Here is a 17890-nt window from a genome sequence, read left to right on the forward strand (position 1 = left end):
TAATCATTATTGTACCATCGCCAATTTCTAAATTCAAATACTATCCATAATTAAACTAAACAAATAAAGGAGATGCCGCTGTTTATGAAAAACTACATACAAAATTTCGTCGATAAAGTAAAAGCTAAATTTCGTTTCGGTACGCTGAGTTTTATTTTTATTATCGCCTACGTTAATATCTTTCAACATATCTTTGGCCCTGAAAATACCATTGTGGGCGTTATCTTTACCATTATGATGTCCGCTTCTATGGTACGGGATCTGACTGCTACCCCGGTAAGGCATCTGATCCTCCAGTCCGCCGTGCTGGTCTGGATCGCACTGGCGGCATGCTGGGTTGTATATCTGCCGATGCCGCTGTCGCTTGTCATTAATTTTATCACACTATGTATGATTTTGTATGCTTTTACTTACGAATATTCCACCCATATGTACTTTCCTTATATTCTTTCCTACCTGTTTCTCATCTTCATCACGCCGGTGGATGCCGCTCATCTGCCAAAAAGACTTGTTGGCATGCTGGTGGGCGCTCTGTCCATTATTCTGTACCAATGGGTCATGGGAAGAAAGCGTGTCGCAGAGACTGCACAGGATGTACTCACTGAAATGATTGACGATATCTCAGGTTATATTGCCTGGCTGCTGCTGGAATCGCCTGATAAACCGGATCTCTCCGATATACGGCGCAAGCTGTGCAGCCTGAGCCAGATCGTCTATGACAGAAGAAAAAAAGCGCTCTGTATCTCGGACGCCGGTTTCTGTATGGTTGAGGCTGGACGCGGCCTGGAACATCTGCTGGCTTATCTTCAGGAGATTCCGCGGAAAACAGTACATTCCGAAAAAAAACTGCTCCAGTATATTCAATCCCAGTTAAAGATGTACCGTGCTTATATAAATGCGGAGACTGCAGATTTGCAGCCGCCAGCCTCCCCTGCCTTATCCGGCATGCATGCAACTGAAACAGCCGGACGCACAGATGAACATTTAACCTTTATTTATCAAAAACTGCTGCATATGTCGGACCCGGAGAAAAAGATGCACTACCGTAAGACGGCTCTTTCTCTGAAAATACAGCTTCAGATGGCGCTGGACTGGAGTCCTGTACGGGGAATCTATGCACTGCGGGTTGCAATAATCCTGACCTGTGCTACAGCGCTCGTACAGTATTTGGCACTGCCCCACGGAAAATGGCTTCTCTTTACTCTGGCATCCGTATCGCTGCCCTACGCAGACGATGTCCCCCAGAAGATGAGAAAGCGTATCATAGCCACAATTGCAGGCGGTCTGATCTCCGTTGTCATCTACTCCCTTATTCCCTCGCCCGCCGGGCGGACCGCCGCAATGATGCTGTCGGGATACCTGTCTTTCTATTTTACAGATTATACGGAAACTTATGCCTGCTCTACCATCGGAGCGCTCGGAGGAGCAGTCTTCATGAACGTATTTGGCTTCCAGGCAGTAACCGAGATGTTCCTCGTCCGCTTCTCGTATATAGTGGTTGGTGCAGCTGCGGCATATGTTCTGAACTGTATGATGTTCCCTTACAGCCGTGACAGAGCGACCCGCGCACTGTGGAAGAAATATCAGTCCAATTTGGAACTGCTGGACAAAATTAAGCACACCAAAAAGCCGGATTCTCAACTATACTATACACTGGTCATCCTGACCCATCTGCAGGAAGAAAAACTCATACAAAATGCGGAGGAAGACCATAACAATCACGGTTCATCCGGCTCAATGCGCTGGAATCTTGTCAGATCCAGCGATGCATAACTTCCAGCAGCCGTCCGATCTCCAGTGGTTTTGCCACATGCTCGTTCATTCCCGCCTGTTTTGCTCTATAAACATCATCTGCAAATGCGTTGGCAGTCAGAGCAATAATTGGAATCTTCTCTGCATCCGGACGCTGCCCGTTCACTGCAAGTTTCCGGATCGCCTTTGCGGCGCCATAGCCGTCCAGCACCGGCATCTGGATATCCATAAGAATGAGTGCAAACTCTCCCGGCAGTCTGGAGCAGAAGATATCCACTGCCTCCTGCCCGTTAGACGCACATGTAACATCCAGCCCATAAGCAGTCAGCAGTTCCTCTGCGATATCCCGGTTCAGTGCATTGTCCTCCACCAGCAGTATCCTCGTATGCCCGGGGAAACCCGCTTCGGATCCCGGATGTACCGAAAAATCGGGATATGCAGTTCCCTCTTCCTCCTGCGCAAGTTTCAGAAATATCGTAACAGTAAAACGGGATCCCTTATTCAGCTCACTCTCCACTTGGATATTGCCATTCATCATCTGAACCAAATTGCTGGTAATGGCCAGTCCCAATCCAGTTCCCTGAATTCTGCTCACGCGGGAATCTTCTGCTCGTTCGAAGGGCAGAAACATCTTACTTTTAAACTCTTCCGACATACCTATTCCGTCGTCTTCCACCACGAATTCGTAGCATCCGATCCCATACCGCCCTGAAAGCTTTTCTTCCAGCCGGACATTGATATGCCCGTTTTCATTGGTATACTTTACAGCATTAGAAAGCAGATTAAGCAGAATCTGCTTCACACGCACGGCATCCCCATATACCCAGCAGTGCTTTGGCTTCTTTACACAGGCTGTGTAAGACAGCTTATGGCTGTCCGCATCCGTACGAATGATCTCCGACACCTCCTCCAGTACACCATCGATCCGAAACTTATCCTCACTTAATGCTACACTCCCCGCCTCAATCTTAGACATATCCAGCACCTTATTGATCAATTCGAGAAGATGCCCTCCCGACAGGTCAATCTTATTCAGGCAGTCTTCCATCTTTTCCTTATCATCCAGATGGTTCTTCGCAATGGTCGTCATTCCCAGAATCGCATTCATCGGAGTCCTGATATCATGGCTCATTTTTGAAAGGAAATCAGACTTCGCCCGATTTGCCTTATTCAGGGAATCATAAGCTTCTTCCAGTGCGTGCTTTGCCCGTTTTTCTTCCTCATAATATTCAAGTTCCTTCTGCTTTTCTGCGCTGATATTCCGAAACGCTATAATTGCAGTATTTGGTTTTTCGTTTTCCGCCTTTCTGAGATGCACTTCCATACGCAGCCACAGTTCAGACTGCCTGTTCCGGAATTCTACCTCCATATGCCGGTTTTCACTCTTTAACTCTCTCAGAAGGTTTTCTTTTCTGCAGGCATCGGATACTTTATTCCAGTCAGCGATGTTAATTTCCCGCAAAATATAACTGCGGAGCTGACCGGAAAAGGAGCCGTTCCTGGGAGGCGCCATTGCACTCCCCACCTCAGGCAGACGAACCGCATAGTAAGTGTCTTCCTCCAGATTCACATAGAAAATACTCACATATACTCCATTGATTGCCTGCAGCGCAGACTGGTTCATGTAGAGGCGCTCGCTGTTTTCCGAGAGTTCCGACTTCATCCTATGGATATTATAGAGTGCGCCTACCACACGGGCTGGTTTACCATTTTCCATAACAAGCCGTCCGTTCACTCTGTACCATAAATAGCTGCCAAGACCTGTCCGCGGAGTTGAACACCGCACCTCAAACACTTCGGTCCGTCCTTTGCATATGTTATCCACTACCATCGGGACATCATCTGGATGCACGATCTTCTGTTCCAGTAATGCTTTAGAATAATGTTCTATTTCGTTGCGCAGAACCCCTTCGCCCGTAATCGGCTCATAGCTGATAAAACGGTCTGTATCCATATCGTATTCAAACATAACGGCTGAGCTGACCTCCATGGCCACACGGTACATTTCCTGCTCCCGGTTCAGCTGCTCCTGAAGAACCTTTCTCTGCGTGATATCTACAACAGTTCGCTGCAGGATATTTTCACCTTCCGACGTGGTTCCCACAATCATAGTGGTTCCCTGCATCCAGTGGACAGAACCGTCTTTCCAGATAACGCGGTATTCATTATCCTTATAATCTCCAACTTTTTCCAGCCCGTAATATATCTCATGCAGAATTTCTCTGTCTTCCGCGTTCACTGCCCCAAGCATGCCTTCCTGCCAGTCCCCCATCCCCTCTTCTACACTATGATATCCCATCAATAAAACAACGGCCTCGTTAAGAGATATCAGGCGGTAGCTGCCGTCACTGCATTGAACGAAGCGGATAATCCCACAAGGTACGGTATCGTAGATACTTGTCAGCAATTCGGTCTGCTCACGAAGACGCTGCGCATCCTCCTCAGACCCCGTTATATCCAGATACAGGCTGTTGACCATCCAGTTTCCGTCCGCGTCCTGCGCCTTTTTTCCACTGTCAATAATCCACTTCAGGCTTCCGTCCTTACACCGGACCCGGTATTTTGTGGAATACTCCAGACCGCCGTCTTTGAAGGCTTCCGCGCAGTCGGACAGCGCCTGTTCCAGGTCCGGAGGGTATACTGTCCCCACCGCAGTGCCGCCCGTGGCCTCCATGAACTCCTCCACCGTATAGCCAAACAGGCCGGCCGCCTCCCTGCTCACAAATGCAAAGGAATAGGTATCATCGTCATTGCTGATTTTAAGTCCCCCCGCAATTGAGGACATGATCACTTCCATCTGCCGGTTCTGCTGCTTCTTCTCCGCCTCCAGAGCCTGAAGGCGCTCCTGCACATATTCATAGGACTGTCTGCCGATCTTATCCGGAAACAGTTCCCCCTCCAGCAGTTCCTGGTAGGGATTGGAACAATGGATATGGGAGCAGCGCAGTCCCTCGTCCGTATCCTGGAATACAAACGTCACCCTTTGGTGTACTTTGAGGTACATCTCGGTATTGGGGTCCGTAGCTATCCACATACGCCCCATCACCACGTATACGCCTTTCACCGGAACAATGACATCATATTCTTCATCCCATATCATACATTTCGGTATGATCCCGCCGTAATTCAGAAACTGCTCCGTACAGGCTTCCCGGCCTGAGAGGCACTCCTCTTCTCCGGTGCCGAGCCAGGAAAACTGAGGAGAAAACAATGCCGTAATCCCCTCCATATCATGATCGCAATAATGCATGTGCATCATACTGCTGGCCAGGTTTTTCACATCCTCCAAATGTTGATTGTACTCTCTGTCTGTTTTTGTTCTCACGCCGTCTAAACCCGCTTTCTTCTTATTTTAACCAATCTCACATGCGGTATTTCTTTCGCATCTGGCAGGTAATTCGCTTGTTTCTTAATTATACTGAATCCCCCATTAAAACACAACGAAAATCGCGGTTCACCGGCGGCCAGCTTTCTCACAGTATGGACACGTTTTGTTCTTCTGCGTCCTGCTTGCGGCGTCTGCCTGCCAGGAGTGCCCTTTTTCGCAGATCCAAAAGACCGGTTTCCTGCTTGTACAGGTCAGGTCATGGGGCTGCAGCGAACCGTTTTTCCTGTAATCCCACTCCCTTACCAGGGCCGGAAAACGGGCTGCCAGCGAATTTTCCCTGCATGCCCGGAATCCGGCACAGTAGGGGCAGCCCTTTTTGCTGCCCACTTCATGGGAGATCCTCCTGCACCATTCATGATGCGGATACTTCGTACACTGCCACCAGACTTTTTCTCCGGATCCGGCCGAAACATTTTTGGGATGCAGCATTTTATTTTTTCCGTAATGCCAGCGGGCCGCCACCTCCGGATGGGTCTTATCCAGACTGTTACCGCCGCGCACATATCGGCTGCGGCATACAGGACACCTGCTGCCTGCAGTTCTGGCCTGAATCTCCTTTTCCCATTCATGCCCGGCAGAACAGATCCACCAGACTTTTTTATTGGATTTCGGCCGCACATCCTTTGGAGTAAGCGGATCGTTTTTCTCATAATTCCATTCAGCCGCAACTTTCGGATATACAGCCTCCAGATTCTCCCCTTCTGTCGGCCTGCGGCCGGAGCAGTAGGGGCATCCCCGCCCCAGAACACTGCGATTGGATATCTTAGCCTTCCAGGAATGGCCTTTTTCACAGATCCAATAGGCAAAGCCGTTGTTCGCACAGGATAACTCCCACGGAGAGTCCTCATTTTTCTCCCAATCCCATTGTTCCAAAAGCTCCGGTTTTCTTGCAGCCAGGCTGTTCTCCCTTGTGAGCCTGCTGCCGCTGCAGTAGGGGCACCTTCCGCTTTTCACCATCTCTCTGACATTGCGCCTCCACGTATGGCCCTTCTCGCAGCGCCAGCTCACCATTGCATGGGAGCCTACCGATACGTCATCCGGCGTAAGCCCATCATTTCCTTTCGTATCCCACATCTTCGCAATCCCCGGATTCTGCACTGACAGCCGGTTCTCATTACTCACTCTGTGCCTGGAACAAAAAGGGCAGCCATAGCCGCGGTTGGTCCGTTTATTTGGGGACATTTTCCAGACATGCCCTTTTTTGCACTGCCAGGTATAATCAGTTCCTGCTCCGTATTCCACCATCTCGGGAGTGATCGGCCAGTTCGCCTCCTTATGCCATTCCTCTGCGAGCTCCGGATATCTGGACGCCAGGCTGTTTTTCTTTTTACCTTCCACCAGAAGCGCACGGATATACTGGGCATCGCGGACGACATCCACATCCATCTTTATGTTCATCCCATAATGGCTGTTTATGTATCTCACAATCGAGGACACAACCTCATTCATATACTTGTACGAATGGTCAACACGGCAGACAATCTCTCGTTTGGTCTCTTGTTTCTGCTCTTTTGTTCTTTCTGCTTCCCTGTCCCGTTTCTCTGTCTGCTCTCTGACCGTCAGCACCCCGACCCCGACGCTTTGCAGATAGTCCGCCTTACGATTATCGTATTCCGCCCGGTCATATATCTCATGGAACACTCCATTATACTCAATCCCCAGCTGAATCTCCGGTATAAAGACATCCACTTCAAAACAATCGATCACGGCTCTGTTGGTGCAATCCGGGAAAATTTTCTTCATATAATAATAAATCACCTGTTCCGGAAAAGAAGTTTTCCCCTGCTTTTTACAAACCGGACAGCCCTGTGAATGCATCGTCCTGTTTGACACAAACGCCCGCCACTTATGCGTGGGGTTAAAGCTGCACTGCCAGTATACCTTCTTCCCGCTGAACGGATGTATCTCTTCCGGTTTCAGGTCATTTTTTTCATAATCCCATTCCCGTGCAATCCCCGGAAACAGCGCTTGCAAATTATACTCTTCACTCACCAGTTCTCCACGGCAGTAGCAGCATCCCTTAAAATCCCCCTGCTCATTCGGGCTCTTATACCAGCTGTGCCCGCGATCACATTTCCACCAGAATTTCTTACCTGAACCGGGAAGCACCTGATCCGGAGTCCTCTCATTCTTCTCATAATCCCAGCACTTTGCCAGCTCCGGATAAATCCGTTCCAGATTATACTCCTTAGACACCCGCCTGTGAGAGCAATAAGGGCAGTCCGTATACTTACACCTATTACGCCATGCAGGAGGAGCTGTCCACGTATGCCCCCGCCCACACCTCCAGGAAACCGCCTCCCTGGAACTACTCGGCACCTCCTCCGGAGAAACCCCATTTGCCTCATAATCCCACTGTTCAAGCACCTCTTCCCGACCATGCCTCTTACAATAATCATAAAAAGATATTCTCATATGTATTCTCCTAAAGTACTAATAAAGTAAGTATAACATAAAGTGAAAATTTGGAAAACCGACCTATTTCCTGACTGGTCAATTGCATCTCCCCCCTCAACTCAATCCGCCTCCACCACCACTTTCCGCTGCTCCGCCTCCCGCCCGGACGCACCAGCGTTATAGAAGCCCAAACGGAAGACACCCCCCGGAACATGATATAGGGGTCTGGAAAAGCGTAGGCACGTCTGTTAGCCGGAGTTGAGAAAAAAAGCAGAAAAACCGGGGTGATTTTTGTGATACCGAATCACAAAAATCCCTGGACCCAGCGCGTGAAGCCATCCAGGCTTCACGTGATGTGTCCAGGTCGCCCCGGTTTTTCTGCTTTTTTACTCTACTCCGGCTTACAAACGTACCCCCGCTTTTCCAGACCCCTATATCATGTTCCGGGGGGTGTCTTCCGTTATGGGCTTCTATAAAGCGTCCACTCTCCCAAAGCTTTTAACAAATCCCACCTTATCGATGGCCTTCACCCCCATCCACCAATTTGCGCTGATTGCGAATTCTTTTGCGTATTTCTCTCCCAGATCAAACCAGCTCCATGTGATATCCCATACTCCGCCTGGATTACGCGTATCTATCAGGTAATCCAGCTCTTTCTCCACAATTTCCTCGTTTCCTTTATACATTGGACTGTTTGGTGACTCGATAAACTCCGAAGGCCTTGGTGTATACATTGCCCACTTTTCCGGGTTTCTCTCGATTCTTCTATTCGAGGCCTCTCCCATTTTCTCCAGAAGTTTCCCGCATTCCATGTCCGGGAACAGGCCTTTTTGCAACACTTCTGCCAGAAGCACGCACATGCCGCCGGCCCCCATTTCACCGAAATCTTCCGTGGATTCCGCTTTTTTAAGAAGCTGTTCTGTATACTTCAGTGCCTTTTTATATACAGATGTCTCCGGTTCTGCACAATGCAGAATGAAAGAGCACAGGCCTGCAGTAATTCCCAGACTCTGCAGTTTGTTTTCTTTTTCACTGAATGTCCACCATGGCGCATGAGGGTAATTGTCACTGGATGGGATTGAGAAAAACCATCCTTCTTCATCGCTGTATACCCCGCTGTCCAGATAGCGTAAGATACCCTGAACCATAGGGTGATCTGTGCCTGCATGCTCCATAAACTCTATTTTTCTAAGCGTAATGGCTGCCGTCATTGTAGCGTAGGGAGAAGACTCCGGGTTCCAGCCGTCCGGTTCTACCGCATTTCCAAATCCGCCGTCCTCATTCTGATAAAATGCCAGCTCCTCTGCAACCGCCTCCCGCGTCCCATCTTCATGAAAATAATTCCACAGGGCCATCTCCAGTGGTCTTGCATTTCTATGAAACCATGTACGTATTTCCTGATATTCTTTTTGTGTAAGTGTCTTCATTATCTTATTCCTCCATCAGTCTTTTACAGAAATGTTATCAGAATCAGGCTTATCCGTATTGTAAAAAAACGACATGGTCATTGGTTTTTTATGGCAATTTTCTTAGCCCCCTCCGGGTTGGTACCGTGAAAACGCCTGAATTCCTTCAATAGATGCGCCTGGTCCGTGTATCCGTAGCGGTATACTGCGTTCTGCGCGTTAAATGACTCCGACATCACGATCTCCCGCCATACATTCTGGTAACGCACCAGGCTGGCAATCTTTTTCGGAGGCATGCCTATCTTCTGCAGAAACAGGCGCTCGATCTGTCTCTGGCTGACCGTGCTGTACTCACAGATATCCCGGACAGCCACCGCGCCCGATGCAGACAATATCCGTTGTATCGAATTGAGCAGATCTGGATTTTCCTCTGTCTTATCCAGCTTCTGCAGCAAAAATGCCTCCACATGTGCTATCCGCTCTTCCACCTCCGTCAGATAAAAGAACGGGTCAAAGAGCCGGCCCCAGCCTTCTCCAAGAGCCTCCAGCTCCGTCGTTTGATTACACGCATCTTTCAGATTCATAGAAAAGAAAAAACTGGCGGCCCAAAAGTGAAAGCGGATGGCAAAACTGCTGACTATATCCGTATCTTCCCGTGACTGTGCCAGAAACGGCTTGTCCTGTATCCCGCACAAATAACCGGTAATCTTCTGGCTGGTATGGTTTACATTCACAATAATATCCATACAGGTATCCGGTATCACCAGCACCTCCCTGCTGTCTCCTTCATAATTGTGACTGCCATTCTGTCTGCGGTCCATAGGTATATAATCTCCCTCCGTCCAGTAACATGCCACATAAGGTGCCAGGGAAACGCATGGACTGTACTCTCTGTAAGTATCGTCCGCTAAAAAAGGACGGGCGGTCAGCGGACGGTATATATTGTTAAATGTCAGCATACATGATCTCCTCTCCATGTCTCGTTTTATATGCCATTTCACTTTAACATACCCTAAAATGTTATACAAGCTGCCTCCTCCTGCTGATCCCCATGTATTACAAGATATGTTAACAGTTCAGACAAGTCTGAACTGTTACGCATCCAGCACATTGAAATTCGCCTGCGGCGAAGAGCTGGATGCCTGCAACCACCATGTTTTCGTACGGTCTGCGCAGTAAATGCGCAGACCTGTCTGAACTGTTACAAGATATGTTACTATACACGGCACGGTCTGAACCGATACATTTTTTATGAACTTTTCACAAAAAAATATTTCGGTGCCAAAGAATTTATGTTATACTAATACTTATAATGAAAGCAATTCTCGGTAACTGTACATTTTTTTCAGACACGTTCTAGAAAGGAGTCATGGTGAAAGTTTGAGTATTACAAAAAAATTAAATGAGAAATGGCGGGAGGCGGTAAGCGCTGTTCTGCCGATTATCGGTATCGTACTCTTTTTATGCTTTGGAGTAGCGCCGATTTCCCCAAGTATCTTACTTTGCTTTTTGATCGGAGCCGTACTGCTTTTGCTGGGCATGATGTTTTTTACGCTCGGTGCAGAAGTTGCAATGACGCCGATGGGCGAGCGGGTCGGCACCTGTCTGACCAAAAGTAAAAAGCTGTTGCTCGTAGTCGGAATTTCTTTTTTACTTGGGGCTATTATCACAATATCGGAGCCGGATCTGCAGGTTCTTGCACAACAGGTTCCGTCCGTTCCAAATATGGTATTGATTTTATCTGTAGCGTGTGGTGTGGGTGTTTTTCTGGTCGTTTCATTTTTGCGTATGCTGTTTGGAATACCGCTGCCGCCTTTGCTTCTGATTTTCTATTTTATTATCTTTGTACTGGCATTTTTCGTGCCTGAAGATTTTCTGGGTGTAGCCTTTGACTCCGGTGGCGTGACAACGGGTCCTATGACAGTTCCATTTATCATGGCTTTAGGTATTGGTATTTCCTCAATCCGAAGTGACCGGCATGCAGCGGATGACAGTTTCGGCCTTGTTGCGCTCTGCTCGATTGGCCCGATACTGGCGGTTATGATTCTGGGAATGATCTACAATCCCAAGGAAAGCGCATATGTGCCCCCTGTCATTCCGGACATTGAAAATTCAACAGAGCTATGGCATCTGTTCGCTGTTGAGTTTCCGACTTACATGAAAGAAATTGCTCTTTCTCTGCTGCCTATTGTGCTGTTTTTCCTTGCTTTTCAGCTTTTAGTTTTAAAGCTGTCAAAACGTACACTTATGAAAATATTTGTGGGCCTTATCTATACATATATCGGTCTGGTTCTGTTTTTGACAGGGGTTAATGTGGGATTTATGCCCGCCGGAAATTATCTGGGCCAGGTACTCGCGGGCCTGGAACATCACTGGACGCTGATTCCGATTGCAATGGTGATGGGATATTACATTGTAAAAGCCGAGCCTGCCGTATATGTGCTGAATAAGCAGGTAGAGGAGATTACAGACGGCGCTATTTCGGCAAAGGCTATGGGAATCGGGCTTTCCGTGGGCGTGGCGATCTCACTTGGCATCGCAATGATCCGGGTGATGACAGGGATTTCTATTCTCTGGTTTTTAATTCCTGGTTATGCTCTTGCGCTGGGTATCTCGTTCTTTGTGCCCAAGATCTATACTGCCATCGCTTTTGACTCCGGCGGCGTGGCTTCCGGCCCCATGACGGCCGCCTTCCTGCTGCCGCTGGCACAGGGAGCCTGCGTGGCCCTGGGCGGAAATATCGTAACGGATGCATTTGGATTAGTAGCAATGGTTGCCATGACACCGCTCATTACGATTCAGGTCATGGGGCTTTATGCAAAACTTGTAAACAGCAGAAACGGGCAGGATACCATACCTGCACAGCCGGCAAGTGATTTTGAGATGCTGGATGATGATGCAATTATAGACTTATAGTTCAAATAAGAATCGAGGATTTTATGAGTGAATTAAATCTGATGGTTACGATCAGTGACCGGAACCAGATCCGAAGGTTTCTGGCATTTTATAAAGAATATAGCGTTAATATCATATTAGTCTCCATGGGGCGGGGAACTGCTGAAGATGATGTACTGCATTCCTTCGGCTTCGAGGCATCAGAAAAGGCCGTTCTTTTTGCCATGGTTACAACCAAAGAGTGGAAGGCAATAAAGAGCGGCCTGGAAAAACAAATTAAAATTGATATTCCGGGCACCGGAATCGTCTTTATCGTACCGGTAAGCAGCGTCGGCGGAAAAAAACAGCTGCAGTTTATAACCGAAGGACGTGATTTTGAGAAAGAGGAGGAAAGTACGTTGAAGGACACGAAACATGAGCTTCTCGTTGTGATAGCCAACCAGGGATACACAGAACTGATTATGGATGCCGCCAGAGGGGCAAAAGCGGGCGGCGGCACAGTCATTCACGCAAAAGGAACGGGGATGAAAAAATACGAGCATTTCCTGGGGGTTTCATTGGCTTCTGAAAAGGAAATGATCTTCATTGTGGCTAAAAGCGAAGATAAAAGCAGCATTATGAGGGCTGTCATGGATCAGGCCGGACTGGGAAGCAAGGCAAAAGCGATTGTGTTTTCCCTGCCTGTTACAGAGACTGCGGGACTGCGGCTCATGGAGCAGGAGGACGATTAGCAGGACGGCCTATATCACATACTGCATCCTCCTATTCAGGCTTCACCTGATATACCATGATATGCTCTCCATGCAGATCCTGTTTTCCGTTAAAAGAAAAACCGAACTTTTCATACAGGTGGACCGCCGCCTCATTCCCTTCAATCACACTCAGATAAATTTTTCTGCTGCGGTAATTTTGGATCAGCAATTTAAGCAGCCCGGATAAAGCGGCGGTTCCGTACCCCTTCCCCTGATATTTTTCATCAATCAGCAGACGGTCCATCCACAGCCTGCCAAAGGGAAGGTACTGCCATAGGAAGAATCCATACATGGCGAAGCCAACCATTGTATCACCGTCATAGATGCCTACCGGATGCCAGCGCTTACATCGGTCTGCCTCAGAGAGGCACTGCTCTACAGACTCGATAAAACCATGCTGGCTGCCGGCAATTTTTAAATTCAGTGCTGTTGCCCGATTCTCACTGGTTATAGGTTCAAAATGAAGATTCATGATGGTACTCGCCTCCTACTACTTTTATTGACTGGTCCTCCCGTTTTACTGAATATACCAGGTGGGGCATATCTATTCCGTAATAATGTTTTGTAAACCTGCCGCGGACAGCCATGCCATTTCGTATTGCCACATTCTGTGAAGGAATGTTGTTGTCACGGATGATGGAATACACTTCCTCTGTATGTAATTCTTCAAATGCATAATCCCTGCATGCAATGGCAGCCTCTGTGGCATATCCTTTATGCCAGTATGCCTTCTGGAAAAGGTAACCGGCCTCCAGAACTTCCCGGCCGCCTGCGTCCTGTATTGTCAGCCCACACTGGCCGATCATTTCTTCATTTGCTTTTAATATAACCGCCCAAAGGCCAAAGCCATATGTTTCATATCTCCGGATCTGCCGTTCCAGCCAATCCTGCACCTCTTCGTCTGAAAATGCATGTTCATATGCATACATTACCTCTGCATCTTGCAGAATTCTGCAGAGTGCATCGTAATCACCCTGATTCATTTTGCGTAAATATAATCGCTTTGTTTCTAATATCATAGTTCTCTCACCCTCTTTTCACTTTATAATTCGATGCCATATAGTCAGGCGCGAAAGAAAAGGCACCCAAACTGGATGCCTAGTACAGCAATGCATTAAAGCGGGCACTGATAGCGCGGCTGTCCCACGCTCTTTTTCCCATATTCGATTGCATTAACCGGGCAGCCGCAGATACAGGCCATACAGTGTGTACAGCGCTTCCCCCAGACCGGACGGTTATCCACAAGCTTTATATTATTGAGCGGACAGGCTTTCTCACATTTTCCACATCCAACACAAGTATCCTTAGCATAAAACTTATCTGCATGAACACATAAAGGGTAATAAAGATCATTGACAATACTGCTCTTGATTTTATCTCTCGTCGTAATCCTCATTTCAGGAAGTTTCTTTCCATCACGAATATACTCTGCTGCCTTCTGAATCTCCGGCAGGGCCTTTTTCACAATCATTTTCGCTTCCATTTCCTCCGGCGCCGGATACATGGCAATATAGTTCTCAGGCATTACAATCTCTGCACACCCCATATATATGAAATTCTTTTGCTCACAAAGCCTCTTCAGATACTTCTCTGCATTCCCGACTCCGCCGCCGCAGGTCATGACAAAATATACCTTGTGCGGTCCCTTAAATCTGGCCCGTTGAATCCATGCCTCCACCAGTCTCGGTATCCGCCATCCATAGGTTGGTAAGACAAAAACAAGTCTTTCTTCCTGTTTTACTGCGGCCCCTTCTTTCTCCTTAATCTTGTCATTCAAGAACACAGCCGGTTCTCCCAGAACCTCCGCTATTCGTTTTGCTGCATATTCGCTGTTTCCCGTACCGGAAAAATAAAAAATCATAGACGCGCCTCCTGCACTGATGTAATTTTTTCTTTTATATCATAACCACTTTGCGTACATTATATCATGACCGCAAGCGGTCACGATGTCTCCGGCGGATGCACAGCAGCTTTCTGCGGTTCCGCAGAAACTGCCTGATGCGCAATGATATAATGGTACGCTCTGCGTACATTATATCATAAATTTATCATTCATGATCACCATTTTCTCCCAGTTCAGAGGTTCTGCACCACTTCCCAGGCCTCCGTATCAAATTCCCTGTCTTTGTAATAATACTTTTTGTCTTCCTCCGTAATCTTCCGGATCACCTTACATGGATTTCCCCCTGCAATTACCCATTCCGGGATGTCCTTTGTCACCACGCTCCCCGCGCCGATGACCGTATTGCTCCCGATATGTACCCCAGGAAGAATCACTGTATTTCCGCCGATCCACACGTTATCACCTATGGTAACCTCTATGCCATATTCATATTTCGAGTTTCTCGATACCGGATGCACCGGATGGCCGGCCGTATAGATAGCGACATTCGGGGCCAGCTGGCAATTGTCACCGATTGTTACTTTTGCCACGTCTATGATCGTACAGTTATAATTAGCAAAGAAGTTCTTTCCAGTCTCAATGTTAAAACCATAATCACAATAAAACGGTGGATTAATAAAAGCATCTTCCGATTTACCCAGCATTTCTTTTATGATCTTTTTGATCTCCTCATAGTCGGAGCGGTCCACAGCGTTCAGCTTCTGCATCAGCCGTCTGCATCTTTTCTGTTCCTCCATTACGGCATCATCCGAAATATATGCCATTCCCAGATCCCTTCGTTTTCTGTTATCCATATTCATTTCCTCCTGATCTTTTTCTCTATTCTTATTGTTTCTTCCACTTTTGTTGATTGTTTATATTGTATCAGTTGTCAGATTTTTCAACCATTCATATTTTTTATAATGCCGGTATACTGCGGGAAGCTTCACGAATTCGTCCAGATTCAGCAGGAAATAAACTGCAAGAACCGGAAGCTTCCATACAAATGCCGCCAGTATCCCAATGGGAACAATAATCACCCACATTGTTACCAGATCACAGAAAAGGCCAAACCTGGTATCACCCCCGGCACAAAAGATTCCGGCTATTGTGGTAGAATTCAAGGACTTTCCTATCATGTAATAGGCACATATGAGCAGCATGGCTTTCAAGTATTCCTGTGCCTGCCCACTGAGGCCGGCCGCGAAACGGATGACCAGCGGACTGCATGCAAGAAGCAGTATCCCTGACGCCGCCCCCGCGGTCAGCGACAGCCTGCAGAGCCTGCCGCCATATTCCTTTGCCCGTTCCAGTTCTCCTCTGCCGAGTTCATTTCCAACCAGAATTCCACTGCCGGTTCCAATTCCAAGGCACATACATGCGATGATATTTTTCACGATATTGGCAATGGAATTCGCCGCAACCGCATCGCTTCCCAGGCGTCCCATAATCACGGAAAACATGGCAAATCCACAGCCCCATACCAGTTCATTTGCCAGCACGGGTACCGTATAGCGGTAAAAATCTTTTTTCAGCCTTCCATGATCCATCGTCATATATTTCCATCGGATGCGCACCGCATCTTTCTTTCTGTTTTCCAGAAGAACCAGCAGCAGTTCCACGGCCCTTGAAATCGTTGTTGCAAGGGCCGCCCCTGCGATTCCCATATTGGGGAAGCCTAAAAGTCCAAATATCAGTGCTGCATTTAATATGATATTCAGGACAACGGAAGTGGAGCCGTATACTGTACTTCTCACCGTCCTGCCGCTATTTTTCATAATGCACAGATAGATCTGGGAAACTCCTGTAAACAGATAGGAAGGACTGACAATTTTAAGATACGGAATTCCCAGCAGAATCAGTTCTCCATTATCTGTAAAAATGCGCATCAGCGCTCCGGGAATCAGTACCGCGCCCAGAAAGAACAAGCATGAGATCACACCGGATATCCGCAGGACAACCGCCAGAATCTTTTCCACTGATTCCGTATCGCCTTTTCCCCAGTACTGCGCCGCCAGGACAGTTGTCCCGATAGTCAGGGCCGCATAAAACAGGTTCAGTATAAATTGTACCTGGGCGGCCAGGGATACCGCCGCCAGGGCGCTCTGGTTTAAAAGGCCCAGCATCAGGGCGTCTGACGCGCTGACCAGAGCTGTCATCAGATTCTGCATGGTAATCGGCAAAACAAGGACAAACAGCTTTCTATAAAATTCATTCTTCTTTATTTTCATTGCCTCCCCCCACAAATCCAGCGAATAGTTAAGTTGATCGTTATCATCTCTGCACTAGTATGATATGATAGGTAATAGTCCAGGCCTGCCTGAACTGTTACATGATAAGAATAGCTTCCACAAGTTTTATTTTGTGATATATTATAATAATATTATTGAACCCCGCCGATTTCTATCAATATCTTCTTCACTTTTTATAATAATCGTATTTGTGAGGTGTTTTATGGCTAAAGTCACTCTGGATCTTATGCATGATGCTTCTGAAATTGTCCACTATGATACAGCAGGTATCCCTTTATATATCAGGACCGGCAATCTGGATCATTATCCGGATAAGCGCGCTCTCTGCCACTGGCATGAGGATATCGAATTTATCCGAATTCTGAAAGGCAGGATGAATTACAGCATCAATGGGAAAAAAATATTATTGAATGAAAATGACTGCCTCATGGTAAATGCAAAACAGATGCACTATGGGTATTCTCAGAACCAGCAGAATTGTATATTTATATGTATTCTGATTCACCCGCGTCTGCTTACGGCAAACCAACTGCTGAACCAGAAATACTTTGCGCCTATTTTAGATAATTCCTGCCTGGAGTATCTCCACTTCCGTCCGCAGGATGCACTTCATCATGAAATGATCGCGCTCCTTGACCAGACCATGCAACGGAAGGAACAGGCTTTCCCTGGATATGAACTGGAAGTGGCCGGCTCTATGCTGCTCATGTGGAGCCGTCTTCTCAGTCTCCCGCAGATGGCCTCCCAAGCACCGGAGGTGCGTCCCGACTCCGATCTTACAATTCAAAAAGACATGGTATCGTTCATTTATCAGAATTACGCTGAAAAGTTAACACTAGGCGACATAGCCGCCGCGGGGAACGTCAGCCGCAGCAAATGCTGTATCATCTTCAAACTTTATCTGCAGCAGTCCCCTATAGATTTCCTGAATCATTACCGGCTCGAGGTCAGCTGCAGCCTGCTGAAAACCACCGCACTCAGGATCACACAGATCGCAACGGCATGTGGATTCAATCACCTCAGCTATTACTCGAAAATTTTTATGCAAAACTATGGATGCACGCCAAATGAATTCCGAAAGCGAAACCGGGCAGAATAAGCCCGGGCGTTTTTTACATAGCGTGCTATATATTTATTCTTCTCTTAACCACTCTATTATCTTGAAG

At 47.5% G+C, this 17890-nt stretch carries 13 protein-coding genes; 4 read left to right on the top strand and 9 right to left on the bottom strand.

Annotated features, from left to right (window positions below):
• Nucleotides 1-84: 84 nt before the first annotated feature.
• Nucleotides 85-1773 (top strand): FUSC family protein, encoded by a 1689-nt coding sequence (locus BN1938_RS13435; protein ID WP_050641097.1) that lies wholly within the window; start codon nucleotides 85-87, stop codon nucleotides 1771-1773.
• Here BN1938_RS13435 and BN1938_RS13440 read toward each other — a convergent pair.
• The 4 genes from BN1938_RS13440 to BN1938_RS13455 form a co-directional block, all read right to left on the bottom strand.
• The gene (locus BN1938_RS13440) at nucleotides 1754-5077 is read right to left on the bottom strand and encodes a PAS domain-containing protein (RefSeq protein WP_050641098.1); all 3324 of its coding nucleotides are present in this window, start codon (nucleotides 5075-5077) and stop codon (nucleotides 1754-1756) included. The genes BN1938_RS13435 and BN1938_RS13440 overlap by 20 nt on opposite strands.
• A gap of 129 nt (nucleotides 5078-5206) precedes the next feature.
• Complete coding sequence (locus BN1938_RS13445; protein ID WP_050641099.1) at nucleotides 5207-7555, bottom strand: zinc-ribbon domain-containing protein; 2349 nt, start codon at nucleotides 7553-7555, stop codon at nucleotides 5207-5209.
• Between the two features lie 452 nt (nucleotides 7556-8007).
• The gene (locus BN1938_RS13450; protein ID WP_050641100.1) at nucleotides 8008-8964 is read right to left on the bottom strand and encodes a hypothetical protein; all 957 of its coding nucleotides are present in this window, start codon (nucleotides 8962-8964) and stop codon (nucleotides 8008-8010) included.
• A gap of 77 nt (nucleotides 8965-9041) precedes the next feature.
• A complete protein-coding gene (locus BN1938_RS13455; RefSeq protein WP_050641101.1) occupies nucleotides 9042-9902 on the bottom strand; it encodes a helix-turn-helix domain-containing protein in 861 nt (286 codons plus the stop codon).
• A 421-nt stretch (nucleotides 9903-10323) separates the two neighbouring features.
• On the opposite strand from BN1938_RS13455, the gene BN1938_RS13460 reads away from it, so the two are divergent.
• Together BN1938_RS13460 and BN1938_RS13465 are read left to right on the top strand one after the other, a co-directional pair.
• Nucleotides 10324-11859, top strand: a complete 1536-nt coding sequence (locus tag BN1938_RS13460) for a DUF1538 domain-containing protein (RefSeq protein WP_050641102.1) — start codon at nucleotides 10324-10326, stop codon at nucleotides 11857-11859.
• 23 nt (nucleotides 11860-11882) lie between these two features.
• On the top strand, nucleotides 11883-12569 hold the full coding sequence (locus tag BN1938_RS13465) for a P-II family nitrogen regulator (protein ID WP_050641103.1): 687 nt from the start codon (nucleotides 11883-11885) through the stop codon (nucleotides 12567-12569).
• A 31-nt stretch (nucleotides 12570-12600) separates the two neighbouring features.
• Here BN1938_RS13465 and BN1938_RS13470 read toward each other — a convergent pair whose 3' ends face one another.
• From BN1938_RS13470 to BN1938_RS13490, 5 genes are all read right to left on the bottom strand, one after another.
• Nucleotides 12601-13062, bottom strand: a complete 462-nt coding sequence (locus tag BN1938_RS13470) for a GNAT family N-acetyltransferase (protein ID WP_050641104.1) — start codon at nucleotides 13060-13062, stop codon at nucleotides 12601-12603.
• Nucleotides 13046-13609 carry a GNAT family N-acetyltransferase gene (locus tag BN1938_RS13475; RefSeq protein ID WP_050641105.1) on the bottom strand — a complete coding sequence of 188 codons (564 nt, stop codon included), beginning with the start codon at nucleotides 13607-13609 and terminating at the stop codon, nucleotides 13046-13048. Before BN1938_RS13475 ends, BN1938_RS13470 begins: the two co-directional genes overlap by 17 nt.
• Before the next feature lie 95 nt (nucleotides 13610-13704).
• Nucleotides 13705-14451: an EFR1 family ferrodoxin gene (locus tag BN1938_RS13480; RefSeq protein ID WP_050641106.1), complete on the bottom strand. Its 747-nt coding sequence runs from the start codon at nucleotides 14449-14451 to the stop codon at nucleotides 13705-13707.
• 215 nt (nucleotides 14452-14666) lie between these two features.
• A complete protein-coding gene (locus BN1938_RS13485) occupies nucleotides 14667-15287 on the bottom strand; it encodes a sugar O-acetyltransferase (RefSeq protein WP_050641107.1) in 621 nt (206 codons plus the stop codon).
• Nucleotides 15288-15347: 60 nt separating this feature from the next.
• Nucleotides 15348-16703: an MATE family efflux transporter gene (locus tag BN1938_RS13490; protein ID WP_050641108.1), complete on the bottom strand. Its 1356-nt coding sequence runs from the start codon at nucleotides 16701-16703 to the stop codon at nucleotides 15348-15350.
• 223 nt (nucleotides 16704-16926) lie between these two features.
• Between BN1938_RS13490 and BN1938_RS13495 the strand changes: the two genes are divergently transcribed.
• Nucleotides 16927-17823, top strand: coding sequence for an AraC family transcriptional regulator (locus BN1938_RS13495; RefSeq protein WP_050641109.1), 897 nt, complete (start codon nucleotides 16927-16929; stop codon nucleotides 17821-17823).
• Nucleotides 17824-17890 lie beyond the last annotated feature (67 nt).

This window comes from Eubacterium sp. SB2, assembly GCF_001244405.1.
Classification (GTDB): Bacteria; Bacillota; Clostridia; order Lachnospirales; family Lachnospiraceae; genus Faecalicatena; species Faecalicatena contortus_B.